The organism is Lutispora saccharofermentans, from assembly GCF_024363565.1.
In the GTDB taxonomy this organism is placed as follows: domain Bacteria; phylum Bacillota; class Clostridia; order Lutisporales; family Lutisporaceae; genus Lutispora; species Lutispora saccharofermentans.
Window position 1 is genome coordinate 232,526 of sequence record NZ_JAJEKE010000003.1, and the last position, 26,140, is coordinate 258,665.

The following is a 26,140-nucleotide window of genomic DNA, read 5'->3' on the forward strand; positions in this document are numbered from 1 at the left end:
AGCCCCAACGGCATACCCTAACCCCTGAGTTCTGAGCTCTGAAACCTGAGTTCAGACCCTAAATACTCATAAAAGGAGGTAAAACATGAGCAAGTTGAACTTGAATCAAAGCTTGATAGACAAGGCGAGAAGCTCTGCAAGGAATATCGCAGAGGAAGTTCAAAGATTTGTAGATGAACACACCACTGTGGCAGTGGAGAGAACCATTCTGAGGCTTTACGGCGTAGATGGCACAGATGAAATCGGAACTCCTTTGCCCAATATAATAATAGACAATTTGAAAAAGGCCGGCGGACTATCTGCCGGAATTGCATATTTCATGGCCAATGCAGTGCTCAATACTCATCTCAACCCTCAGGAAATAGGCGAAAAAATCGCAGCAGGAGAGCTGGATATAACCAAGCTGCCTTTAAAGCCTGAGGCAGAAATCAAAGCCAAAGCTGAAGAAATGGCAAGGAGCTCTGTAGAAAGAGTGAAGAAGAACAGGGCGAGAAGGGACGAATATTTATCCACCCTTGGAGAAGGTCCAAGGCCATACCTCTATGTAATAGTTGCCACAGGCAACATATACGAAGACATAATCCAGGCCCAGGCTGCAGCCAGGCAGGGTGCAGACATAATCGCCGTTATAAGAACTACAGGTCAGAGCCTCTTGGACTATGTGCCTTACGGTGCCACTACTGAGGGCTTTGGAGGCACCTATGCGACCCAGGAAAATTTTAGGATAATGAGAAAGGCTCTGGACGAAGTAGGGGAAGAAGTGGGCAGATATATCAGGCTTTGCAATTATTGCTCCGGCCTCTGCATGCCCGAGATCGCGGCGATGGGAGCTCTTGAGAGGCTGGACGTAATGCTGAACGATGCCCTATACGGCATACTTTTCAGGGATATAAACATGCAAAGGACCTTTGTTGACCAATTTTTCTCCAGAACGATAAATGGTTTTGCGGGAGTCATAATCAATACAGGTGAGGACAACTACCTCACAACTGCAGATGCGGTGGAGGAGGCCCATACCGTATTGGCTTCACAGTTTATGAACGAGCAGCTGGCTTTGAAGGCAGGCTTGCCCGAGGAACAAATGGGCCTGGGCCATGCCTTTGAAATGGATCCCAATATAGAAAACGGCTTCCTCATGGAATTGGCCCAGGCTCAGATGGCCCGGGAGATTTTCCCGAAGGCTCCGCTGAAGTACATGCCTCCGACCAAGTTCATGACAGGCAATATATTTAAGGGCCATCTTCAAGATGCTCTTTTCAACATGATATCCATCTGGACTCACCAGGGCTTACAGCTCTTAGGCATGATGACGGAGGCCATACACACTCCCTTTATGTCTGACAGGGCTCTGTCCATAGAAAATGCCAGGTATATCTTCAACAATATGAGAAATATAGGCGATGAGGTTGAATTCAAAGAAGGCGGAATGATTCAGACCAGAGCTGCAGAGACATTGCAAAAAGCGGCCGATATGCTGGCTCAGATAGAAGAAGAAGGCCTGTTTGCAACCATTGAGCAAGGCAAGTTCGGTGGAGTGAAGAGAAGCAGGACCGGCGGAAAGGGCTTGGACGGCGTAGTGATGAAAGACGAAAAATATATAAATCCCTTTATACCCTTGATGCTCAACATTGAACTAACCCGCTCTAAGTCCCCCGCCTCAGAAGAAAGCGGGTGCCAAAGTGCGGGTAAGTCCAGTATGGACTCGACTAACATTCAGCGGGAGTCGAAACTCCCCCTTAATGAAGTCTCGTTCAATAAATAGCCGAGAGGAGGCAGAGAAATGAGTTCAGGATTATATTCAACCGGCAAAAGAGATTATGATACCACCTTTGACCCCACCAGGGTAAGGCCCTATGGGGATACGATGAATGACGGAAAGGTGCAGCTCAGCTTTACACTGCCCATCAAGGCGGATGAAGCAGGCAAGGAAGCTGCGAAGCTCTATGCCATGAAGATGGGCATAGAGGAGCCCAATGTGGTCCTCACCCAGGACCTGGGAGTAGGCTATGCATTCTTCGTGGTATACGGAAGCTGCAGCCACACGATAGATGTTACCAATATCAAGGTTACAAAGGTTGAGTCCACCACTATGTCCATGGAAGAGACAGACCAATACGTCAAGGACAACATAGGAAGAAAGGTTGTAGTGATCGGCGCCTCAACAGGCACTGATGCTCACACCGTAGGAATAGATGCCATAATGAACATGAAGGGCTATGCGGGACATTACGGCCTTGAAAGGTATGAGATGGTGGAGGCTCACAACCTGGGCAGCCAGGTGACCAATGAGGAATTTATCCAGAAAGCGGTAGAGCTCAATGCGGATGCTCTCCTGGTTTCTCAGACCGTAACCCAGAAAAATGTCCACATACAAAATCTCACTAACCTTATCGAATTGCTTGAAGCCGAGGGGCTGAGGGACAGATTCATAGTCTGCTGCGGAGGACCCAGGATATCCCATGAGCTGGCGAAGGAACTGGGCTATGATGCGGGCTTCGGCTCAGGCACCTACGCAGATGATGTGGCATCCTTTATAGTAGAAGAAATAGTGAACCGCAAATAAACGAGACTTGATTCAGTGATAAACGGAAGCAGTTACTGTCATTCTGAAGGGGCAAAGCGCCTGAAGAATCTTAAATAAGATCCTTCAGGCAAAGCCTTCAGGATGACAACTAAGCCGGACTTAGCCGCCGGCGACAGGGGAAAATACCTGAACCTCATCGCCTTCCTTCAAAGCCGTACCATAAAGCTTCAGCTTGACGATATCTGTGCCGTTTACATATATGATGCAGTTTTTTAAATCTGCCGGTGCTATTTCAGCGAACATCATGGGCAATTTCTTTAGAAGCTCAGATACGCTGTCCGCTTCAATTTCAAGGGAGCTTTCCTTGATTTTCATTCTGATCATACCAAAAAATCTTACTTTAACCACCCGGACTTACCTCCTGCATCTTGATCCTTTTCAAGGTCTTTGCATGGGGAACTCCTTTGCTGTTCCAGCCTCTGGCCTTATAGTAATCATCTATCAGGCTCTCCAGAGGCACTCTGCTCTTCAGATTTTCACTATCCTTAAGCTCATGGGTAAGCCTTTTGGGTAAGCCGTCATCCTTTTTGGTCAATCCCCTTTTCAAATTAAACATCCTCTCCAGGTTGTAGCCCCGCTCACCTATGGCCTTCAGCCTGCCGAAATTCATCTTCATTCCCGTTACGGCTTCCAAAGCCCTTGTATGAGGGATCATAGGAAGATGTATAGGCAATGCATTTTCCTTCGATTTATTTATCATATTCAGGATACCTCCCAAATGAGGTATGGATTTGTTTACCAGCCGTGTGAGGATACTATAAGGCTTCCTAACCAAAGTCCCGGGTATCATGGCATATAGGGAAAAAAGACAGTTTCCCCCTGCGGATACGGCTTCCATCAGATTTTGTGATAAAACCGTTAAGACCGCCTTTGACTTTGTAGTATAAGGATCTATATTCAAGCCCAACCCTTCGAAAAGGGCTAAATACCCCGCATTCAAATGACAGCCTCCCCTGTTGGCCACAGCATAGCCCAAGCCCTGGCCTACAGCACTTCTCGGCTCGTAGGCGGCCAATTCGAGGCCTTTGGAGTTGATGGCGAAGTCCTCTCCGCCGAATTTTTGCGCCAGGGCTTTGGTGCCCTCGGCAAGCAGATCACCTATGCCCCTTCTATAGGCTATATCTTCAAATAATTTGGACAGGTTCTCTGTTTTTCCAAATTCCAGTCCATTGTCCCATAGCCCTTTCTCATTCAATTCCATAGCAAAAGCAACGGTGCTTCCCGTGCTGATAGTATCCATGCCCAGCTTGTCAAGGAGCAGGTTCCATTTCAAGATCAGCTCGAGATCATTGTTTTCGATATTCGGTCCCAAAAGTCCGATGGTTTCAAGCTCGGGCCCCTTTACCCTTTTACCGTCAACCTCCACAAGCCTTCCGCATTGGATGGGGCATGTCATGCATCCCTTGTTCTTTACGAGATGCTTTTCCGCCAGGTATTCGCCGGAAACCAGCTCAAAGTCCTCGTATTTTCCATATTTGTAGTTTCTGGTCGCCAATATGTTATGGGCATTCATGCTGGAGACAAGGCCTGCGGTGCCCAGCTTGGGAAGCTGCTCTCCCGTCAGTGGATTAGATTTCAGAAGCTTTATCCATTCGCTGAAAACTTTCTTTGCTTTCTCCGGCTGCTTTACTTCCGGTCTTTTGCTGCCCTTGGCCACTATGGCTTTGAGATTCATAAAGCCCATGACCGCACCGACTCCGGCCCTTCCTGCAGTGCGTTCGTCGCTGAATATCCCCGCATATTTTACCAGGTTTTCTCCGGCAGGGCCTATGACTATTTTACCTCCGTCCTTTCCCAGGGCTTCCTGTGTCTCATCGGTGGTCTTGCCCCATAGGACATCAGCCTCATGAAAGGAAACCTGACCTTCGCTGAGCTCGATCCAAATAGGATGAGCAGCTTTTCCCGTTATGATCAGCGCATCATAGCCGGCCTTTTTTAGCGCCAGCCCGAAGCTGCCGCCGCAGTTTGAAGAAGCGATGAAGTCTGTAAGAGGAGAAAGAGTGGAGATGTTGAATCTGCTGGACATTGGGGCTCCCGATCCTGTGAGGGGGCCTGTCGTGATCGCCAAATAATTATCCGGAGACAAAGGCTCCACTCCGATATCCAGATTATCATAGAGAATTTTAGCCGCCATGATCTTCCCGCCCAAATACATTTCTCTATCCCTGTCGGTCCATGGATAGTCTTCAATCTTCCTTTCGGTCAGGTTTATCTTCAGCACTCTTCCCATGTACCCCCCATAGCTGCAGTTCATCTTTACCACCCCTTTTTATTTAGATAATCTTTTCTTATTGAAAAGCTTTGATATAAAGCTAAAATTGAAGATCATACATATATAACATACAAATATATATTTTGGAAATTCTATTTATTGCCAAATATATAATTCTCCAAACAAGGGTAAAAACCTTTATTTTTGTCCCCTTGATTTATGATATAATTAACTCATTAGATTAATGGAGACGATATATATGAATGACAAGAAAGGAATCTACTCTATTTTAGCTCATGGAAGAAGCTTCAAGCTCAAGCTCATGGCAGAAGGCGTCCTTGTAGGCGTCTTTTCCGGCTTTTTAGTTGTTTTTTACAGGATCGCATTAGAAAAAGCCGAGGAGCTTAGGCATGGCATTTCAGATCTGATTTCTGCAAACCCGAAGTTTATTCCGATATGGTTTGCTGTTTTAATAGCATCCGGCGTGATAGTGGGATATATGGTGAAAAAGGAGCCTCTTATAAGCGGCAGCGGCATTCCCCAGGTAGAAGGCGTGCTGCAAAGAAGGCTTGAAATGAATTGGCTGTCGGTAATGATAAGAAAAATTGCCGGCAGCGTTATAGCTATAGGCTCCGGATTATCGCTGGGAAGAGAAGGCCCGTCCATACAGTTGGGGGCTGCGGCGGGCCAAGGCGTGAGCCGGATATTTAAAAGGCTTAAGGTGGAAGAAAAATACTTGATCACAAGCGGAGCCAGCGCAGGTCTGGCTGCAGCCTTCAATGCCCCTTTGGCGGGAGTGATGTTTTCTCTGGAGGAGCTTCACAGGCATTTCTCGCCGCTGATACTGCTGTCCGCCATGTCGGCTTCCCTAACCGCCGATTTTATTTCAAAGCATTTTTATGGACTGAAGCCGGTTTTCAACTTCCAGAGGATTTCACCCCTGCCCCTTGAAAGCTATGGCTATATAATCATTTTAGGAGTCATAGCCGGTTTATGCGGCGCTCTATATAATAAGGTCCTGTTAAAAACCCAGAGCCTGTATGCCGGGCAGAAATGGCTTCCGGTGCAGTACAGACCTGTGATACCGTTTATTGCGGCAGGCTTTCTTCTCCTCATTCTCCCGCAGGTTCTTGGAGGAGGGCATCCCATTATCGATTCTCTGATCCGGGGAAGCTATACTATGAAAATGATGCTGGTGGTTTTGACCGTAAAGTTTGCTTTTTCGATGCTGAGCTTTGGCTCAGGGGCACCGGGAGGCATCTTTTTCCCGCTCCTGGTTTTGGGAGCTTTGACAGGAGCCATTTATGGTAGCGCTTTGACAAGCCTTTTAGGCTTTGAACCCGAATATATCAGCAATTTCATAATCCTGGCAATGGCAGGGTATTTCACGGCCATAGTCAGAGCACCCATAACAGGAAGCATCTTGATCACGGAGATGACAGGCTCCTTATCGCACCTGCTTTCTTTGAGCCTTGTAAGCATTGTAGCCTATGCGACTGCGGATTTGCTCAAATCGGAGCCTATTTATGAATCCTTGCTGGAAAGGCTGCTGAAAAACCAGGGAAAGCATGAACCGGAAGCTGAAAGCAAGGATAAGGTCATGCTGGAGATACCGGTTTTTTTAGATTCCTCCATGGATTGCAAAAGGGTGAAAGAACTGGAGCTGCCTAAGGGCTGTCTTATAGTCAGCATAAGGAGAGGAAATAAGGAGATAATTCCTAAAGGCGGCACTGTGCTCTGTTCAGGAGATGATTTGATAGTATTGGCAAATGAAGATGAAGCGGCTCCAATAAAGCAGAAATTATTGGAGATGAGCAGCAAGCCCCAGGTATGAGAAAGACACCGGTTGCCGGTGTCTTCTTTCATATCACTTTACCAGATGGCATGCTAAATGATGGCCGCCGCCGGCATCCCTGAATTCCGGTACAATGTTCTTGCATATATCCATGCAAAAGCTGCAGCGGGTATGAAATACGCATCCCGAAGGAGGGTTTACGGGGCTCGGCACATCTCCCTGGAGTATGACCCTATCCTTCAAGCGCCTCGGATTGGCTATGGGAACAGCAGACAGGAGCGCTATGGTATAGGGGTGCAAGGGATGGCTGAAAAGCTCCTCCGAATCGGCCAATTCAACGATTTTGCCCAGATACATGACACCTATCCTGTCCGATATATGCTTTACAACGCTTAGATCATGGGATATGAACATATATGTGAGGCCCAGCTTTTCCTGGAGCTCTTCAAAAAGGTTTATCACCTGGGCCTGTATCGATACATCCAGAGCTGACACCGCCTCATCAGCTACGATGAATTTAGGCTTTAGAGCTATCGCCCGGGCTATTCCTATCCTCTGCCTCTGGCCTCCGCTGAATTCATGAGGATATCTCCTCACGTGGTAGGGGCTCAGCCCCACCATATTGAGAAGCTCCTTGACCTTATCCATCTTATCCTTCGAAGACATACTTTCATAGACCTCAAAGGGCTCGCCGATGATATCACCTACGGTCATCCTGGGATTGAGGGAAGAATAAGGGTCCTGGTATATGAACTGCATTTCCCTCCGCTTTTTTCTCAAACTCTCCTTATCCAGGGCGGTGATCTCCTGATCCTCAAAATATATTTTCCCGGCAGTAGGCTCATGAAGCCTCAGTATAGCTCTTCCGGCAGTGGATTTGCCGCAGCCTGATTCTCCCGCTATGCCCAGGGTTTCCCCTCTTTTTATGGAAAAGCTTATATCATTGACTGCCTTAAGATTATTGACGGTTTTGCCGAAGAAACCTCCCTTGATGGGGAAGTACTTCTTAAGGCCTTTTACTTCTAACAAATTATCCATAATTCAAATCTCCTTACTCTGTTTCCTGACTATATAGAAAGCATCTCACGGTTCTCTCATCGCCGAGGACGGATATCTTGGGCTGATTGGTCCTGCATATATCCATAGCCTTGCTGCATCTCGGCTCAAATCTGCAGCCCTTGGGCATGTTGAGAGGATTGGGCACTATGCCGGGTATCGATTCCAATTTATTCTGTCTGACCTCCACGGAGGGGATAGACTTAAGCAGTCCCACAGTATAGGGATGCTTGGGATCTTCGAATATGGAGTAGACATCCCCTTCTTCCACGATCTTTCCGGCATACATCACTATCACTCTCTGGCAGGTCTCAGCTACCACTCCCAGATTGTGGGTTATAAGCATTATGGAAGCATTGGTTTCATTTTTCAGCTTGTTCATGAGCTCAAGTATTTGGGCCTGTATCGTCACGTCTAAGGCAGTGGTAGGCTCATCTGCGATCAACAGCTTGGGGCTGCAGGCCATGGCCATGGCTATCATAGCTCTTTGCCTCATGCCGCCGCTTAAGGAGTGGGGAAAATCATCCGCTACCTTTTCCGGCCTTGGTATGCCCACCAGCTTCAGCATCTCTACGGCTTTTGCTTTTGCCTGGGCCTTATTCATCTCCTGATGCAGAAGCAGCACTTCGCTTATCTGGTCTCCTATCCTGAAGACCGGATTCAGAGAGGTCATAGGCTCCTGAAAGATCATGGATATGTCATTGCCTCTGATCTTTCTCATTTCGCTTTCCGGCAAGGCTAACAAGTCTTTTCCTCCATAGTTTATTTGACTGCCTTCCAGGATCTTGCCGGGGGGATTGGGCACCAGCCTCAATATGGAGGTAGAGGTGACGCTTTTTCCGCATCCTGACTCACCCACTACTCCAAGGGTCTCACCGGGTTTTATATAAAAATCTACGCCGTCGACGGCAGGTATGACTCCGTCTTCGGTATAGAAATAGGTTCTCAGATTTTTAACCTCCAACAGTTTTTCCATTTCTCCACCCCCATTGCTACTGCTTCAGCTTCGGGTCCAAAGCATCTCTGAGCCCGTCGCCTAAGAAGTTAAAGGATAATACGGTGATGAATATGAGCATTCCGGGATAAAAAGCCTTCCATGGGGTATTGACCATGGTGTTGAGCTCCTGGGCATTCATGAGCATGTTGCCCCAACTGGCTGTAGGGGGTTGGACACCCAGACCGAAAAAGCTCAGTGCGGATTCCGCCAGGATCGCTCCTGCGATTCCCATGGTGGCGGAAACGATTATAGGGTTGATTGCATTTGGCAAGACATGCCTGAATATTATTCGCTTGTCTCTCGCTCCTATGCATTTTGCCGCCTCCACAAAGTCTCTCTGCATAAGGCTGAGAAACTCGGCTCTCACCAGGCGGGCTATACCTGTCCAGCCTGTAAGGCCTAACACCACCATAACGTTGAAGATGTTGGGAGTGAAAAGAGCCATTACTGTTACCAGCAATATGAATGTAGGTATGGCCATTATGGCATCTACTATTCTCATCATTATATTATCGATTATGCCGCCGTAATAGCCTGCTATGCATCCCCATATGGTTCCTATGATCACTGAAATGCCCACGGATACAAAGCCTACGGACAGGGATATCCTTCCGGCATAAAGGCATCTGGAGAACACATCCCTGCCAAGCTCATCCCTGCCGAAAAGATTGGGCCTGAACTTTACCAGCTCGCCTTCCATGGTATAATCCTCATAGGACCTGAAGGAGGGTGCTCTATCCACCTGCAGTATATCGTCGGCGGTGCCTTCCGGATCATAGGGAGCTATGAGAGGAGCAAATATTGCAGAAGAATACAGTATGATCAACACAATAATGCTCAGCACAGCCATCTTATTCTTTTTAAGCCTTCTCCAGATGATCTTCAGCTTCTTGCTGAGGGTATCGCTGTATTCTGCATTCTCTGCAGCCAATATGTCGTTTATCTCATTTTTGTTGTTTATTTTTAGCTCAGCCATTACAACCCCTCCTTCCTTTAGTCATATTTTATTCTCGGGTCTGCTATGGCATAGAGCACATCTGCGATGAGGCTGCCCAATACCACGAGGACAGCGGTAAAGACCAGCTCTCCCATGATTATCGGGTAGTCCCTGGTGAAGTTGGCCTCAACGACTATCCTCCCTATGCCGGGCCAGGCGAAGATGGATTCTGTTATGGCAGCCCCGCCGATAAGCCCCGGGATCATAAAGCCGAAAAGGGTGATCAGGGGCAGCAGGGCATTTCTAAGGGCATGCTTGAATATGACGACCTTCTCCGCCAGTCCCTTGCTTCGGGCTGTTTTTATATAATCCTGCCTTATGACCTCCAGCATGGCGCTTCTCATATACCTCATATCCGTAGCCATATTGCCGAATCCTAATACTATCGTAGGAAGTATGAGATGCCTCAATCTATCCGCCAGCACGAACTCTTCATAATTTGTTCTCATGCCTCCTATGGGCAGCCAGCCCAATTTAGCACCGAAGACCAATAGAAGCATAAGAGCGAACCAGAAGGACGGGATGGACACCCCCACAAAGGATATGGTGGAGAAGGTATAATCCCAGCCTGTATTGCGCTTGAGGGCTGAAATGATGCCTGCCGGTATGGCGATGACTATTGAAAGAAGAGTTGCCGCAATAGACAATACTATGGTATTGGGAAGAGCCTCCATCAATATTTCCGTTACGGGCCTGTTCTTAAAGAAGGAAATGCCCAGATCTCCCTTCAACATATTTTTCAGCCACAATATATACCTTATATGAAGGGGCTTATCCAGGCCCAGGTTATGCCTGATGGTTTCTATATCTACCTTTGTCATCTTTTCCGGGTTTATGAACATGGCGGCCGGATCTCCCGGAGCCAAGTTGATTATGAGAAAGCTGATTATGGTTATGAGAAGCAACAGCGGTATTGATTGAATGATCCTTTTCAGAATATATTTGACCATTTTGATTCCTCCTAAATAGAGGTATGCGATTTCTCGCATACCCCCACTGCTTATAGGTGATTTGATATTAGTAGTTGGCGTTTACATGCCATTCGGCAGGCTCAAAGTAATTGCCGTATATGAGATTTACATCCCGGAGCCTCTTATCCATAGCATAGGTATTGCTTGGATAGAGCAAAGTCAATACCGGAAGCTCCTCCTGGACGATTTCTTGCATCCTGAACATGGCATCCTTTGCCTCCTGCTTGCTGTTTGCTTCATTTACTATATTGATCAGCTTTTCAACCTCGGCATTATAATAGCTTCCGCTGTTGAAGACTCCATCCTTCCCAAAGGAAGATCCGGGAAGAGGTATGAAGCTTTGGCCCAAAGCTATATATGCAGCATCATAGTTTTTAGCATCGATGTACTTTGTATTCATTGTATTCCATTCAAGGGATCTTACCTCTACAGAAATACCCAATTGCCTCAGGCTGCTTTGAATGAAAACACAAGTCTTTTCTCTGCCTACATTGCCCTTCAAAGCCAGCAAGGTGAATTTGAATTTTACTCCGTCCTTTTCCCTTATGCCGTCCTTGCCTACCTTCCAGCCTGCTTCATCCAGAAGCTGCTTTGCTTTGGAGAGGCTATAATCGTATGTTTTGACATTCGGGTTATGGAACCAGTGCAGTGATGGATAGTAGGAAGCCGCGGGGACGTAATATCCTTTATATACCCCCTTTGATAAAGCATCTTTATTGATAGCATGAGCTATGGCCTGGCGCACCCTCTTATCGGAGAAGAATGGCCTTCTCTGGTTGAAGGAAATGTACATTATAGATGCATCAGGGAAGTCTTTGACTGTCAGATTAGAAAACTTCTTTGTGGCCGGTATGTCCGCAGCTGAGCAAAAGGTGAAGTTTGCTTCCCCTTTTTGCACCTTCAGCAGTGCTGTAGCCTGTGAAGGAACTATTTGATAAATATACCTGTCTGAAGGGGTCTTCGGCTTGAACTGTGCCGGATAATCCTTATAGGGCTCAAATACGATCCTTTCACCATGGGTATATTCTACAAACTTGAAGGGCCCGTTGCCTATAGGCTTCTGGAAGTAATCATGCTTTTGAATATCCCTTACAGGGACATTGCCAAGTATATGCTTAGGGAGCCAGTAATTATCATTTAAGGCGTATTCAAACCATATATTCTTGCTTGAAAGATGAAAAACTACCGTATATTTGTCCTTTACTTCTACGCTCTTGAGCTTGGAATCGAGGACATCAGGCCTTCTCATAGCATTTGCATCAGGATTCAAAATGGTGTCATAGGTGAATTTCACATCCTCGGCGGTGACCTCGACGCCGTCATGCCACTTCCAGCCCTTTCGAAGCTTGACGGTGTAAGAGAGGAGATCCTTGGATACGGAATAGGATTCTGCAACCAGAGGATAGAGATTCAATTTCTCATCATTGCCAAGCAGCGGAGCATAAAGAAAGCCGCCGAGATCCGATGTGGATTGGTCGGTGCCCCATCCGGGAACCAGGCTCATTGGGTCGGCAAATTGACTGTCGACGATCACATTTCCCTTTACCGTGTCCGCCCATATGGGGGCAAGGCTTGAGAATACCAGTGTAAATGCCATGAGCATTGATATCAATAATCTATACTTTTTCATGCTTAACCCTCCTATCAAAATTCATTTATTTCACGATGCTGGTAACCCTATAGGCGTCATAGGGATCAATGGTAAGCTTTATTGCATCCTTGACCTTTAAATCATTTACTGAAAGAGCTCCTCCGTTTATCGATACCGACGGAGATAATTCTACGGTATCCTTAAAGGGTGCTCTATCGGATATGTTCACAGATATGCTTATTTTATTGCCGTTTATGCTGTCGATCACACATTCCAGATCCTGATAGAAGGAGTTTATATAGATGATCCTTCCTTCCGGATTCAATATATAGTAAGCATAAGTGCTTCTGTTCATCGCCTTCGGCACGGATGTTTCAACGCCGTTCAGCTCTACATGTACATTTTCATCCAGGATAAAATTGTACAGTTCTTTTACGGAGATTTTATACATTTTCTTCTTGTAATTGATCTTGAGGATTTTTTCGATGTCTTCGGTTTTTTCGCTTATTTCTTTTTCAAAATTCAGCAAAAGCTCATTTTCGCTTTCCGTATCATAACTTATCTTTACTTCGTCATTGTCTGCCGACTTATCAAATTGGACTGCTTCATCATATATAACCTTTAATTCTTTGCCGTTTAGAACCACCTTCAATGAATCCTTGACCAAATCGATGCTGCCCAGGTCTATTGTTTTTGAGTCTCTTACGGTATATATGCTCTCATCTTCTACCCCTGTTTCCGTCTTTGAGGCAGTGGAGATTGCAGGGCTGTAGTATAAATCCGTATTGGTGTCCGTGATCATTTCACGGGGATATATAACTGCCATAGTCATATACCCCTGGTGCTGGTCGCCTATCTCGCTGAAATTCAGCTCCGCTGCTTTTTGCCCGGATGCTTTGAATTGAACCTTGACGCCCTTATAAGCTGCATTTGAAAGAATGGAGGGCATACCATTCAGCAAAATTTTGGTGTTTGAGTCTATTGAATAGGTGAGAATCTTACCATCTGCAGCGATGGTTATGGAATTACCGGAGAAATCCTTGACAACCCCCTCAACTGTTTCCTCTGCGGCAGCTACAGGAATCATAGTGCATAATATTAAAGCCGCAATGATAAGGAATGATAATGTTTTTTTCAATTGCTTAACCCCCTTAAAATTATATTCCAGTAATATGATTATTTGTCCAATGGGAAAATTATGTTTAATAATATAATTATTAGTCCACAAAAATGAAATGTCATTAATATGGAATACCGAAATTTTGCTGTTTTTCTATAGAAATGTTAATGATTGCTTTTATTGACAGCATACTTTTCCAATGCTAACATGAAATCACAGAAAAATGTGTGAGGTTATCGGCATGAACATGGATGAGATGTATGAAAAGGGCTGCAGACTTCTGGAAAGGAACAAAAACCATGAGGCAGCGGAATGCTTCAAAGAAATACTGAAGGAGCGGGAAGACCATTGCCCTGCCATAAATAAGCTGGGCGTCGCTTGCATAAGAGAAAACAGAAGGGATGAAGCCATAGCTTGCTTTGAGAGGGCTTTAGCCATAGACAAAGACTATGCGCCGTCCATCGTGAACATGGGAAGCATATCAAAGGAAGCCGGTGATATGGAAGCTGCGGTGAAATATTATGAAAGGGCAATGGCTGCGGACCCGGACTATTATCTGGCTTATTATAATATGGCCGTGGTGATGAAGGAGAAGGGACAATACTCCGAATATATGAAATATATCAAGATGTACAGGAAAGCCTATAAAAAACATATAAAGGGATGAGCCATCGGAGATGGTTCTCGATGGCTCATCATGCGTCTATGACGCCATTTCTGCTGCCTTGGCGAGGCTTTCGCAGACTCCTTCACTTCCAAGCTTGTCGATAAACTTTGCCTTCTCCAATACGGAGTACGGCTGAGCCTGGAGATCGGAAATTATCAGGCGGATATCATGCTTTTTGCAGTTCAGGTATAGGCTCATCAAAGCCCTGTAGCCCGATACATCCATGGCAGGAACATGGCTCATGCTGAGGATAAGGGCTTTGCAGGGTTTCTTAGATTCATCGATTATTTCCATAAACTTATCGACTGCACCGAAAAAGAAGGGGCCTGTCATCTCATATACTAAAACATCATCAGACAATTGGTGTACATCTCCATCTATGCTGTTTACTTTAGTCGTATCGGCCATCCTCTTCATGAAAAGCAGGCTTGCTATGAACATGCCTATTTCAATGGCAATTACCAGATCCAATACCACAGTCAGTATAAACGTGACCAAAAGCACAAATGCATCGCTTTTGGGCGCTCCAGTTATCATATCCCTGAAAGCCCGCCATTCGCTCATATTGTACGCCACCACCATCAAAATCGCCGACAGGCTGCACAGCGGTATAAGCTTTGCAAGGGGCATAAACATGAGCATGATCAAAAGAAGGACCAAGCTATGCACCATTCCTGCAACAGGCGTGCGGCCGCCGTTTTTGATATTGGCAGCGGTGCGGGCTATGGCTCCCGTAGCAGGTATGCCGCCGAAGATTCCGGAGGCAATATTGGCGATGCCCTGTGCGATGAGTTCGGTGTTGGACCTGTGCTTGCCTCCTATCATCCCGTCGGCTACCACTGCCGACAGCAGGGACTCTATGCCTCCCAGAAGGGCTATGGTTACGGCAGGCCGTATCAGCATCTTTACAGTAGAAAGATTTATGGCCGGGAGTGAAGGCATCGGCAAGGATGAAGACAGTTCTCCATACTTGCTGCCTATGGTCTCTATATCAAGCTTTAAGAAATATGCCGCTGCTGTAGCCACTATCAAAGCTATAAGGGAACCCGGGATTTTCTTATTGAATTTGGGCCAAAGAGCAATTATCATGATGCATACTATTCCCAGGATGACGCTGTTCCAATTTAATGATCCCGCATTTTTGAAATATGCCATCCACTTTCCTATAAAATCTGCAGGCAGGTTTTCTGCGGATATGCCTAAAAAGTCTTTGATCTGAGCGGTAAAAATCACTAAAGCTATTCCGCCGGTGAAGCCCGTCGTAATAGGATAAGGTATGAATCTGATCAAATTTCCCAGCTGAAGCACGCCCATCAATATGAGCAGTATGCCCGCCATGATGGTGGAAATTATAAGACCGTCCATGCCGTATTCTGTGACTATTCCATATACGATTATCATAAAGGCGCCTGTAGGTCCCCCGATCTGAACCCTGCTTCCGCCCAAAAATGAAATAAGAAAGCCGGCAATTATGGCTGTATAGAGCCCTCTTTCCGGGGAAACGCCGGAGGCTATGGCCAGCGCTATAGAAAGAGGAAGGGCGATTATGGCTACGATAATTCCGGCTGTCAGGTCTTTGATGAACTGATCTGTATTGTAGCTTTTGATCACCGTAAAGAATTTTGGTCTGAAAACCTGCATTTATAAATGCTCCTTTCAATTTACATATGTAATACATATTAACTTGTTGTGATAGCTGATAAAAGAGTATTTTGTGAAGAGGCTTAGAGTTTGTTAGCGAAGTATAGGAAAAGCTGCGTCAACTGTTTGAGCCTATATGCTGTTAAATCTAAAGCTCTAATAACTTACTTGAATTTTAACAGTAATGACAACGCTGCATGCGAGTTTTGACGCAGCCCTATACAAGTTTACAAAGTCTTAGCCTCGAAGCTTTATACTTGTTATCAGCTATCACAACAGATTATATTATATTTTTTTAATAGTTACACAAATATTTTAACATATGTTGATGGCTCACACAATAAGAGCCCGATGAGTATGTTATTAAACAGTAACTAATAAGGTGTATAATATTTGGATATCGTTATAAAGGTTTCACAGCGACTCCCGAAGAAATATTAAGACCATAACGTTTATCGCATGAGGATATTTTGGAGGGATAATTTTGAATCAAGCATTAGAAGGCATCAAGGTCCTGGATCTGACAAGAGTGCTTTCAGGACCCTATGCTACAATGATAATGGCCGATATGGGAGCCGATGTGATAAAGCTGGAGCAGCCTGTTACAGGAGACGATTCCAGGCAGTTCGGACCCTATGTGGAAGGTGAAAGCGCCTATTTCATGAGCCTTAACAGGAATAAGAGGAGCATGACCATGAATTTGAAAAAGCCTGAAGCAAAGGAGCTTTTTCTTGAAATGATCAAAAACGTGGATGTAGTGGCAGAAAATTTCAGACCGGGCACTATGGAAAAGCTGGGCCTGGGATATGATGTATTGAAAGAGGTCAATCCCAAAATAATATATGCTGCCTGCTCCGGCTTTGGGCACAGCGGGCCCTACAGCAAAAGGGCAGCTTACGACGCAGTGGTTCAGGCCATGGGCGGAATAATGAGCATAACCGGTCAAAAGGACGGGCAGCCCACCAGGGTGGGAACTTCCATGGGAGATATTGTAGCAGGGCTATTTACTGCCATCGGAATATTGGCGGCTCTGAACTACAGGGAAAAGACCGGCATAGGCCAAAAGGTTGATGTGGCAATGCTTGACTGCCAGGTGGCCATCCTTGAGAATGCAATATCAAGATATGTGGTCACAGGCAAGGCTCCAAAGCCGGAAGGCAACAGGCATCCGTCTATTGTACCCTTTGAGCCCTTTGATGCCAGAGACGGGCAGATCATGGTGGCAGCAGGAAATGATGCGCTGTGGGAAAAGTTCTGCAATGCCATAGATGGAAGGGAGCTTCTTGAAATCGATGAATATAAGACCAATCCTTCGAGAAATGACCATTATACAGAGCTCAGGCCTCTTATAGCGGTAAAGATGCTGAACAAAACCGTGAAGGAGTGGCAGGATATATTGGATGAAGCAGGCGTTCCCAACGGTCCCATAAATACTGTGGACAAGGTGCTGGAAGACCCTCAGGTCCTCGCCAGAAACATGATAGTGGAGGTAGAGCACAAGGTGGCCGGTCCTCTGAAAATCCCGGGAGTGCCCATCAAGATGAGTGAAACCCAGGGAGAAATAAAGAAAGCTGCTCCTGTATTGGGAGAAGACACTGCTCAGCTGCTTTCAGAGCTTCTCGGAATAAGCCGGGATGAATTTGAAGCATTAAAAGAAAAAGGAATATTCTAAAACAGAGCAAAGCTGGTTCTGCCCTGAGGTGATGTCAATCTTGCCTATATGCCTCCTAATATTGACCCTCAGGGCTTTTCTATATTCAGGCATCACTCTCAAACCCCTTATCACTGAAATAGCAATGAAAGCCTTCAGGATGACAATAGAGCTGGACTTTCAAGCAATGAAGTCTCGTTCTTATTAGATAGCTTATCCAATAAGAATATGATATAATAGTATACTACACGGATAGAGGGGGTTGAGGGATGATCATAGGTTTAGATCATATTGGAATAGCCTTGGACAACATCGAGGAGTTGGGAAGCTTTTTAGAGAATGTGCTGGGCATTCCCCTGACGGGAATAGAAGAAGTGCCCGAAAGAAAACTCAAAGTAGCCTTTTATCCCATAGGGGAAACAGATCTGGAGCTTTTGGAAGAGACAGGCGAAGGCAGTACCATTGCTTATTTCCTCAAGAGCAGGGGAAACGGCTTGCAGCATTTGGCTTTCCAGGTGGAGGACATCGATAAGGCAGTCGAATACATGAAGAGCAAAGGAATAGAGTTTATCGAGGATGAACCGAAAAAAGGCGCCAGGTCCAGGAGGATAATTTTTATGAAGCCTGAATGTACCGGCAATATTCTCATGGAACTATCCCAATGTGAATAGTAATCCTATGCAAGCTTACAAACTCTTAGTCCCGGAGCTCTCGCAATCGTTATCAGTTAGCACAACGAATTATTGCAGTAGAATTATGTAAATATGAGAAAAAGAACCCAAACTGTATGGAGCAGCCTCGGTTCTTTTTTTACATTCACCCAAAAAACATCTCAGCCTCAAAATTCGCTTCTATAAAACCATAACAACATTAGGACTAAATGTTCATAATCACATACCAAAGGGAAAATCCCATGAAAATTGAATTCTTTTATTCAGAACATCAGTTAAGAGATTAACACTTGACTAATCCGCCCTAAGCCCTTCGCCTCGAAAGGATGTGAATGTCAAAGGGCGGTTAAGTCCAGTATGGACTCGACTAACATTCAGTGGGGCCCCATCCCCACTGAATGAAGTCTCGTTCAACAAGCTTTGATGATTCGTTTGACATATAACTAAGGAGGTAAATCGATGTTAATTAAAACTGTAATCAGACCTGGCGAGTACTATGATTCAGTTAAGCTTATGATCGCGACCAAGCAGCTTTCGGAATTTGAAGGCGTAACAGAAGCAGCGATTCTGATGGGCTCCGACCTTAACAAAGAGGTTCTCAAAAGAACAGGCCTTTTGACACCGGAATCAGAAGCTGCGGTTCCCGAAGATCTGGTCATAGCCATCAGTGCTGAAACACAAGAAGCCATAGAACAGGCATTGGCTGAAGTAGACGGATTGCTTAACCAGCATGGCGGCGGAGATGATGGCGAGGAATACAAGCCAAAATCCTTTGATTCTGCGCTGAAGGCAGTTCCCGGCCTGAATTTCTGCATAATATCCGTTCCCGGAAAATATGCCAGGAGAGAAGCGATGAAAGCTCTCCAAAATGATATGCACGTTCTTCTCTTCAGCGACAACGTGACCAAAGAAGAAGAGCTTGAGCTCAAGACCTATGCCAGAGAAAACGGACTGCTTCTCATGGGACCTGACTGCGGCACGGCAATGATCAACAATGTCCCCTTGGGCTTTGCCAACAAGGTCAGGAAAGGCAGCATAGGGATGGTCGGGGCTGCAGGGACAGGAATGCAGGAAGTCATGGTATTGATCCACAAATTAGGCGAAGGCATATCCCAGGCCATTGGTACCGGCGGAAGGGATTTGTCCCTAGAAATCGGGGGCATCACGATGCTCCAGGGAATCGAAGCCCTAAACAATGACCCTGAGACCAAAGTGATAGTAGTCATATCCAAACCGCCGGCAGAAGAAATATCCGATAAGATGCTGGCTTATATAAAGGAAAATGTAGAGAAGCCTGTTGTGATAAACTTCATAGGCGGAGATAAGAACAAGGTGGAGGCAATAGGCAAAGCGGCAGCCTCTACATTGGAAGAAGCGGCTGTGAAAGCTGTCAAGCTTGCCGAGGCCTCCTGCTGCTCGAAATACAGCATGGAAAATAATGATGAACTGGAAGCTATAGCAGAAGAACAAGCCAAATCGATAAAGCCCGGGCAAAAATATCTGAGAGGCCTATACAGCGGCGGTACGCTATGCTACGAAAGCATGCTCGTTCTCAGAGACTATATAGGAGACGTGTACTCCAATACGCCGCTGAACAAGAAGATGAAGCTTGCAGATGCCAATATAATGCAGGAAAACTGCTGTGTGGACTACGGTGATGACCAGTTCACGGTAGGCAGAGCTCATCCGATGATCGATACTACCCTCAGGGAAGAAGAATTCATGAACGAGGTGGAAAAAGAGGATGTAGCGGTCATACTTCTTGACATAGTCATAGGCTATGGCACCCATGCCGACCCGGCCGGAGTCTTCGCAAAGAGGATCAAGCAGGCTAGGGAAAAAATGGAGAAAAAGGGTATATACATTCCTGTCATTTGCTACATCTGCGGTACCGAAGAAGACCCTCAGAACTGGGCTTTGCAGAAAGCTAAGCTTGAGGATGCAGGGGCCATCGTGGTCAGCAGCAATGCCAAGGCATCGAAATTGGCCGGCATGATCATGAAGGCACTTTGAACGAGACTTCATTCAGTGGGGGATTTGCTCCACACTGAATGTTAGTCGAGTCCATACTGGACTTAGCCGCCCTTAGGCACCCGCCGCCTATATGGGCGGGGGTCTTAGGGCGGGTTAGTTAAGTGATAATCGGGGAGGTTAAAAGATGAAAAGAGTTAATGATATATTCGGCAAGGAGCTTAAGGTTTTAAACATCGGTCTGGAACAATTCTGCCAGGACCTGAAGGATCAAAATGTGATATCCGTACAAATGGACTGGAGGCCGCCGGCAGGCGGAGACAGCGAAGCAGCCGATTTATTGGCCGCATTACTTGGTTAATAACCGTGCTTCACGGTTAAATTATAGGAGGGATAATTCAAATGGATAGAAAACTAGCTAACGAAGAAGCGCTAAAGCGCTTACAAGACTCAGATGTTTATTTAGTTGGAGCCGGAAAAGCAATAGACGTAGTTCCCGGCATGAAAAAGAACCTCATATTGCACGCAGGACCACCGATAACCTGGGACAGGATGTGCGGGCCGATGCAGGGGGCAGTTATAGGTGCCTTGATATATGAAGGAATGGCTGCAGACGAAGCCTCCGCAAGAAAGCTTGCGGCAAGCGGAGAAATCGAATTCGAGCCCAATCACCACCACAACGCAGTTTGCCCCATGGCAGGCGTTATGTCGGCATCCATGCCTGTTTTCATAATGGAAAACAAAAAATACGGCAATTTCTCATACACAAATATGAACGAGGGCTTAGGAAAATGCTTGAGATTCGGTGCTTTCTCCGACGCAGTGGTTGAAAGATTGCACTGGATGGAAGACAACATGTACCCGATAATGAAGGAAGCTGTTGAATTATCCGGCGGCATCGACTGGAAAGCTCTTGTTATCCAGGCTCTTCAAATGGGTGACGATTGCCATAACAGAAACAGAGCAGCTACTGCAATGTTTGCAAAGATGATAGGCCAATACCTCAGCAAGGTGAGTGCAAGCAAGGAAGAAATATCAAAGGTATTTGAATTCATCAACGGCAACGAGCACTTCACGATCAATATAACCATGGCAATGTGCAAAGCCATCACCGATGCAGCGCACAACATCGAAGGCAGCACCATCGTTACGGCTATGTGCAGAAACGGCGTGGACTTCGGTATCAGGATCAGCGGACTCGGCGACGAATGGTTCACAGCACCTGCTAATACGCCAAAGGGATTGTTCTTCCCCGGCTTTACACAAGATGATGCAAACCCGGATATCGGCGACAGCACAATAACGGAGACCACAGGCATAGGCGGATTTGCAATGGCCGGAGCTCCTGCCATAGTTGCTTTCGTAGGCGGCACATACAAGGATGCTGTTAAGTTTACACAAGAAATGTATGAAATCACAGGGGCAGAAAACAAGAACTTCAAGATTCCAACACTTGACTTCAGAGGGACTCCCACAGGCATAGACATGGTAAAAGTGCTTGAAACAGGCCTTGTACCAAGAATAAACACAGGTATGGCCCACAAGGACCCCGGAGTCGGCCAGGTTGGCGCAGGCTTGGTAACAGCTCCTATGGATTGCTTCAAGAAAGCCGCAAGATTCATGGTAGAAAAGGGATTAAACAAATAGCAACAGTTAACCAATATCAGATATTGCTAACACATATTAACAAAAACTGCTTCAACTATTTGTGAAGCACACACAAAGGTAAATATCCGAAAAAGATTGAAATTTATAATTGTCAAAAATAATACAAAAATAATTTAATTGGAGGTTTATATAATGAAACTTTATGATTTATCACAACCTTTAAATGCTGACGTTCAGTTCTGGCCTTATTATCCGCCATTTGAGGCAAAATACTTCAAGAGAAAGCCTGAGCACGGAGTCAACGCTCAGTATATCTCCACATCAAACCACATTGGAACTCACCTGGATGCACAAAGACACTTTATCACTGACGGTATGACAATAGACCAGATTCCTTTGGAATGGTTATATGGGCCTGGCGTTATCGTTGACCTGAGAGATGAAATGTTTGACCTTGCAGCATACACTCCCGAAATGATCGAAAAAAGAGTAGAAGTAAAAGAAGGAGATATCCTCGTTCTTCACACAGGCTGGTACAAATATGCCACATTCGGATCTGAGCCCGACGAAGAAAGATACATCCATCTTCATCCCGGCGCACACCCGGACATGGTAGACTGGCTGATAAAGAAGAAAATAAAGCTCTGGTGCGTAGACGCTGTTTCCACTGACCATCCGATGAACCTTCCCATAGGCAGATTCTTAGGAAAAGGCACATTCGGACAGTGCGACAGAGTAAGAGCATTGGCAGAAAAGAACCTTGGCGGAAAAGAAGTTGTAGACAAATTATTCCCGGAACAAGACTATCAGCTGACTCACAATGCATTGTTCAAAAACGACTGCATACATGCTGAGAACCTCGGCGGACAGATCGGAGCTCCTGAGCTTCAGAACAAGAGACTTACATTGGGATGCTTCCCATGGAACTTCAAAGGCGGCGAAGCTGCATTCTGCAGAATGGTTGCTTTCTTAGAAGACTAATCTGATCACACGAGCCATCGGGAGACTCTGAATCTTGATTTTATTGCAATAACTTTGTTTCAGTCTTGTTGTGTTAGCTGATAACGATTGCTAAAGCTCCGGGACTAAGAGTTTGTAAGCTTGCATAGGGTTGCATCAAAACTCGCATATAGCGTTTGTCATTACTGTTGATACTAAAGTAAGTTATGAGATTTTCTAATTTAACAGCATATAGGCTCAAACAGTTGATGCAACTTTTCCTATACATCGCTAACAAACTCTAAGCCCCTTCACAATGCACTCTTTTATCAGCCAGCACAACTAAGATGAATTGCCCAAAGTGGCAAGAAATTTATAAAACGCTAGTAAAGAATTATTGCAGTGAAATCACTCTTAGGCTCGCAGCATTAATTCCTGCTTAGATATACTAATAACTAAAGATTCAGAGTATCCTGGGCTCAAAAATAATACTTGGGGTGAAGAAATGAAAGAAACAATTATCGCAGGTGTTCAGATAGCCATTGAACCCAATAATGTAAAAAAGAATATCAAGAAAGCAGTAGAGTGGCTCAACAGAGCAGCAGAAGAATACAATCCGGACCTTATAGTTTTCCCGGAAACTGTCACTACAGGATTTGAAACAGGGCTCTCAAGGGAAGGCTTGTGGGATCTGGTGGATACAGTCCCCGCAATAAGTGAGGAGATCAGCAAGGCTGCACAAAAAAATAAAGTCCACGTGGTATTTCCAAGCTACACCAGAGGAGAAAAAAGGGGAGATGTTTATAACTCCAGCATACTCGTAGGCTTCAATGGTGATGTAGTAGGAGTATACAACAAAACTCACATCTATTACGCTGAGAGAGAATGGGCATTGCCGGGCAATACGGCAGATGTGTATGAATTGCCATTTGCAAAGATCGGAATGATAATATGTTTTGACGGAGACTATCCGGAATTAAGCCGCATATTGGCAATGAAGGGCGCAGAAATAATAGTCAGACCTTCAGCATTGGTAAGAAGCTTCGAAATCTGGAAGCTTACAAATCACGCAAGAGCTTATGATAACCATGTATATCTGGCAGGTATAAATCTAACAGGAATGGATGCATGCGGCAATTGCAACTTTGGAAACAGTATGATAGTAAGCCCTATTGCTGAGCAGCTTGCATTAGCAACAGCCGGAGAAACAATAATCACAGCAAAGCTTGATCCGGATCCGCTGAAATACATCAGCTATGGAGTAAGAAATCCTATGATATTCAATCACTTAGAGGACAGAAACCTCAAAGTATATGAAGGAATTTTAGAAGAAGCTAAGAGTCAGTTCCCTATAAGCGGAAGGGATATATGGGAAAAAGGAAGAAAAAAATAGAATAAATAAATGGAGGTAAATTCATGTCAAACGCAGAGCTCAATAAAAATGCTGTTCTAGACCCCCAGGAACAACCGGTTTGGGAAGAAAACCCAAGAATCGTAAAACCCATTTTAGGCATAGACGACAAGCCAAACACATGGTGGGAAAGCCTTCTATACGGATGGCAGCACACTTTGGTAGACATTTCACCTTTCGTATTGCCCTTATTAGTTGCGACTGCAGCAGGCTTAGGACCGGACGAAGGAGCTGTATGGGTAAGCCGCGGACTCTTCGGCATGGGCCTGGCAACACTTTTACAGACCACATTCGGCAACAAGCTTCCAATAATACAAGGGCCATCCGCTACGGTTACAGGAGCTCTCACTTCAGTTGTAGCACTATATGGCATGCCTGCTATGTGGGGCGCAATATTGGTTGGCGGTATAATTGAGATGCTTCTTGGTGCAACAAGGGTACTGGGTGTATTAAGAAAAATGTTCCCCGTTGTTGTATCCGGAGTAGTTGTTATGAGCATAGGCTACTCACTGGGCAGAACAGCTGTCGGCTGGATGATCGGAGATGGTTCGGCATCTAACTTCATATTGGCGGCAGCAACAATATTATTGATATTCATACTCCAATTCACAACTAAGAATATTGCAAACGGTATCATATCCAGAGGCTCCATATTCTTCTCAATCTGGATTATTGGTTTAGGCCTGGCCGGAGTTATGGGCAAGGTTGACTGGGCATTGGTTGCCTCAAAACCTTGGTTTGCGTTTCCCGGATTCTTCCCCTATGGCGGACCCGGCTTTGGCTGGAAATTCATAGGCGGAGCCATAATAGGTGTTTTCGTAGGATATCTCGGATCAATAGTTGAATCCATAGGCGACTATGCTGCAACCTGTGCAGTAAGCGGTGAAACATATAGAGTAAAACATATGAACAAAGGCATAATGGCTGAAGGATTAGGCTGCATCATTGCCAGCATTTTTGGCGGCATACCTGTATCAAGCTATACACAGAATATAGGAATAATATCTACAACTAAAATTGCATCAAGGTATGTTGTTAAAGTTTCAGCCTGCATATTGCTTCTATACGGATTAAGCCCGAAATTCGGTGCATTGTTGGTTGCTATTCCAAGATCCATTATCGGCGCTGTATTCGTAATAGTATGCGGTTCTATAGTGACCTCCGGCATTCAGCTTGTAAGCTCTGCTAAACCGACAACAGCCAACTCCTTCTTGGTCGGCACTACAATGCTCTTTGCAGTAGGCATACCGGTTTATGCAACATACGGCATAAGCGAATGGACAAAGGCACAAACTCCTTTGATACAGCTTTTCTTGACAAACACAGTTGTTATCGCTGTTTTAGTAGGTATAGTGCTCCACCTCCTTTTAAACGTAGCGTTCAAAGGCGAACAGGAAGAAATAGAAGAATAATATTAATAAAGCATATGATGAAGATAGAGGAAAGGAATGGCGCATTTCTTTCCTCTATTGTTATTGAATGCATATAAAAGGAGGATTCATATGGATGATATGGATAGAAGAACAGAAAATAGAAGGATGGTGGAAAAATATTTAGAATCTTTGGGAGCGGATATAACAGGCTTTGCTTCTGCCCAAAGCTATAACCGTATTTTTGGCATAAGGTCGGGCAGCGAGCATCCTGATTACTATATAAAGGGTGCCAAGACTCTTATAGTAGTCGGGGTGAAGATAGCGGACAGCATAATGGATAATTTGACAGGAACCAAAGACCCCCATTCACATAATCTCAAAAATTATCTGCTGCATTATGCATATGATAAGCTTGATGAAATAGCCGCCTCTGCCAGCAAATATATAGAAAGGTCAGGCTATGATGCATATCCCATACAAGCCAGGAGCGAAATAAGAGAAAAGGGCTATCTGTGGAGCTACTTCTCCCACAAGAAGGCGGCCATAGCTGCAGGCCTGGGATATGCGGGCAAGAGCTCCATAATCATAACAAAAAAATTCGGTACCCGGGTCAGATTAGGCACCATCATAACAGATATGGATATGGAGACTGATGAGCCTAAGGATAAGACACCGGGAAAGGTCTGCGGGAGCTGCAGGATATGCATTGATGCATGCCCGGTAAATGCTCTGGGATTTGATGAGGCTGGCAAAAGGACCCTGATAGATCCCGTAAAATGTCAAAATCATATGGACTATTGCCAATGCGCGCTATGCCAAGGCATCTGTCCCATAGGCAGGAAGATTGCCGAAAAACGCCGAAATTTCTTGATTAATAGGGAATAA

The 26,140-nt window shown here is 45.4% G+C and carries 22 protein-coding genes; 13 read left to right on the top strand and 9 right to left on the bottom strand.

What is annotated here, in order from left to right; all coding sequences use genetic code 11:
- Nucleotides 1-85: 85 nt before the first annotated feature.
- Nucleotides 86-1,762, top strand: coding sequence for a lysine 5,6-aminomutase subunit alpha (gene kamD, locus LJD61_RS06010; protein WP_255226615.1), 1,677 nt, complete (start codon nucleotides 86-88; stop codon nucleotides 1,760-1,762).
- An 18-nt stretch (nucleotides 1,763-1,780) separates the two neighbouring features.
- Nucleotides 1,781-2,563, top strand: a complete 783-nt coding sequence (gene kamE, locus LJD61_RS06015; protein ID WP_255226616.1) for a lysine 5,6-aminomutase subunit beta — start codon at nucleotides 1,781-1,783, stop codon at nucleotides 2,561-2,563.
- 120 nt (nucleotides 2,564-2,683) lie between these two features.
- On the opposite strand, the gene LJD61_RS06020 is transcribed toward kamE, so the two are convergent.
- Together LJD61_RS06020 and LJD61_RS06025 are read right to left on the bottom strand one after the other, a co-directional pair.
- The gene (locus LJD61_RS06020) at nucleotides 2,684-2,932 is read right to left on the bottom strand and encodes a MoaD/ThiS family protein (RefSeq protein WP_255226617.1); all 249 of its coding nucleotides are present in this window, start codon (nucleotides 2,930-2,932) and stop codon (nucleotides 2,684-2,686) included.
- Nucleotides 2,925-4,838 (bottom strand): aldehyde ferredoxin oxidoreductase family protein, encoded by a 1,914-nt coding sequence (locus tag LJD61_RS06025; RefSeq protein WP_255226618.1) that lies wholly within the window; start codon nucleotides 4,836-4,838, stop codon nucleotides 2,925-2,927. The genes LJD61_RS06020 and LJD61_RS06025 overlap by 8 nt, the downstream gene beginning before the upstream one ends.
- A 217-nt stretch (nucleotides 4,839-5,055) precedes the next feature.
- Here LJD61_RS06025 and LJD61_RS06030 point away from each other — a divergent pair, with 217 nt between their 5' ends.
- Nucleotides 5,056-6,630: a ClC family H(+)/Cl(-) exchange transporter gene (locus LJD61_RS06030; protein WP_255226619.1), complete on the top strand. Its 1,575-nt coding sequence runs from the start codon at nucleotides 5,056-5,058 to the stop codon at nucleotides 6,628-6,630.
- Nucleotides 6,631-6,663: 33 nt separating this feature from the next.
- Here the strand turns inward: LJD61_RS06030 and LJD61_RS06035 are convergent, their stop codons facing one another.
- The 6 genes from LJD61_RS06035 to LJD61_RS06060 all read right to left on the bottom strand — a co-directional run bounded on the left by LJD61_RS06035 (nucleotide 6,664) and on the right by LJD61_RS06060 (nucleotide 13,341).
- On the bottom strand, nucleotides 6,664-7,629 hold the full coding sequence (locus LJD61_RS06035; protein ID WP_255226620.1) for an ABC transporter ATP-binding protein: 966 nt from the start codon (nucleotides 7,627-7,629) through the stop codon (nucleotides 6,664-6,666).
- 13 nt (nucleotides 7,630-7,642) lie between these two features.
- Nucleotides 7,643-8,623, bottom strand: a complete 981-nt coding sequence (locus LJD61_RS06040; protein ID WP_255226621.1) for an ABC transporter ATP-binding protein — start codon at nucleotides 8,621-8,623, stop codon at nucleotides 7,643-7,645.
- Nucleotides 8,624-8,639: 16 nt separating this feature from the next.
- Nucleotides 8,640-9,620 carry an ABC transporter permease gene (locus LJD61_RS06045; protein ID WP_255226622.1) on the bottom strand — a complete coding sequence of 327 codons (981 nt, stop codon included), beginning with the start codon at nucleotides 9,618-9,620 and terminating at the stop codon, nucleotides 8,640-8,642.
- A gap of 17 nt (nucleotides 9,621-9,637) precedes the next feature.
- Nucleotides 9,638-10,591 carry an ABC transporter permease gene (locus tag LJD61_RS06050; RefSeq protein ID WP_255226623.1) on the bottom strand — a complete coding sequence of 318 codons (954 nt, stop codon included), beginning with the start codon at nucleotides 10,589-10,591 and terminating at the stop codon, nucleotides 9,638-9,640.
- Nucleotides 10,592-10,658: 67 nt separating this feature from the next.
- Nucleotides 10,659-12,242, bottom strand: coding sequence for an ABC transporter substrate-binding protein (locus LJD61_RS06055; protein WP_255226624.1), 1,584 nt, complete (start codon nucleotides 12,240-12,242; stop codon nucleotides 10,659-10,661).
- Nucleotides 12,243-12,267: 25 nt separating this feature from the next.
- The gene (locus LJD61_RS06060; protein WP_255226625.1) at nucleotides 12,268-13,341 is read right to left on the bottom strand and encodes a hypothetical protein; all 1,074 of its coding nucleotides are present in this window, start codon (nucleotides 13,339-13,341) and stop codon (nucleotides 12,268-12,270) included.
- Between the two features lie 223 nt (nucleotides 13,342-13,564).
- Between LJD61_RS06060 and LJD61_RS06065 the strand changes: the two genes are divergently transcribed.
- Nucleotides 13,565-13,990, top strand: coding sequence for a tetratricopeptide repeat protein (locus LJD61_RS06065; protein ID WP_255226626.1), 426 nt, complete (start codon nucleotides 13,565-13,567; stop codon nucleotides 13,988-13,990).
- A 36-nt stretch (nucleotides 13,991-14,026) separates the two neighbouring features.
- Here LJD61_RS06065 and LJD61_RS06070 read toward each other — a convergent pair whose 3' ends face one another.
- Nucleotides 14,027-15,631, bottom strand: a complete 1,605-nt coding sequence (locus tag LJD61_RS06070; RefSeq protein WP_255226627.1) for a SulP family inorganic anion transporter — start codon at nucleotides 15,629-15,631, stop codon at nucleotides 14,027-14,029.
- A gap of 484 nt (nucleotides 15,632-16,115) precedes the next feature.
- On the opposite strand from LJD61_RS06070, the gene LJD61_RS06075 reads away from it, so the two are divergent.
- The 9 genes from LJD61_RS06075 (at nucleotide 16,116) to LJD61_RS06115 (ending at nucleotide 26,140) form a co-directional block, all read left to right on the top strand.
- Entirely contained in the window at nucleotides 16,116-17,303 is a 1,188-nt protein-coding gene (locus LJD61_RS06075) for a CaiB/BaiF CoA transferase family protein (protein ID WP_255226628.1), read from the top strand.
- Between the two features lie 248 nt (nucleotides 17,304-17,551).
- Complete coding sequence (gene mce / locus LJD61_RS06080; protein ID WP_255226629.1) at nucleotides 17,552-17,953, top strand: methylmalonyl-CoA epimerase; 402 nt, start codon at nucleotides 17,552-17,554, stop codon at nucleotides 17,951-17,953.
- Nucleotides 17,954-18,412: 459 nt separating this feature from the next.
- A complete protein-coding gene (gene fdrA / locus LJD61_RS06085) occupies nucleotides 18,413-19,966 on the top strand; it encodes an acyl-CoA synthetase FdrA (protein WP_255226630.1) in 1,554 nt (517 codons plus the stop codon).
- Nucleotides 19,967-20,111: 145 nt separating this feature from the next.
- The gene (locus LJD61_RS06090; protein ID WP_255226631.1) at nucleotides 20,112-20,285 is read left to right on the top strand and encodes a fdrA domain protein; all 174 of its coding nucleotides are present in this window, start codon (nucleotides 20,112-20,114) and stop codon (nucleotides 20,283-20,285) included.
- 41 nt (nucleotides 20,286-20,326) lie between these two features.
- Nucleotides 20,327-21,571 carry a YlbE family protein gene (locus LJD61_RS06095; RefSeq protein WP_255226632.1) on the top strand — a complete coding sequence of 415 codons (1,245 nt, stop codon included), beginning with the start codon at nucleotides 20,327-20,329 and terminating at the stop codon, nucleotides 21,569-21,571.
- Between the two features lie 153 nt (nucleotides 21,572-21,724).
- Nucleotides 21,725-22,513, top strand: coding sequence for a cyclase family protein (locus LJD61_RS06100; protein WP_255226633.1), 789 nt, complete (start codon nucleotides 21,725-21,727; stop codon nucleotides 22,511-22,513).
- Between the two features lie 463 nt (nucleotides 22,514-22,976).
- Nucleotides 22,977-23,864 (top strand): carbon-nitrogen hydrolase family protein, encoded by an 888-nt coding sequence (locus LJD61_RS06105; protein ID WP_255226634.1) that lies wholly within the window; start codon nucleotides 22,977-22,979, stop codon nucleotides 23,862-23,864.
- Between the two features lie 23 nt (nucleotides 23,865-23,887).
- The gene (locus LJD61_RS06110) at nucleotides 23,888-25,294 is read left to right on the top strand and encodes a uracil-xanthine permease family protein (protein ID WP_255226635.1); all 1,407 of its coding nucleotides are present in this window, start codon (nucleotides 23,888-23,890) and stop codon (nucleotides 25,292-25,294) included.
- A gap of 90 nt (nucleotides 25,295-25,384) precedes the next feature.
- Nucleotides 25,385-26,140: a hypothetical protein gene (locus tag LJD61_RS06115; protein WP_255226636.1), complete on the top strand. Its 756-nt coding sequence runs from the start codon at nucleotides 25,385-25,387 to the stop codon at nucleotides 26,138-26,140.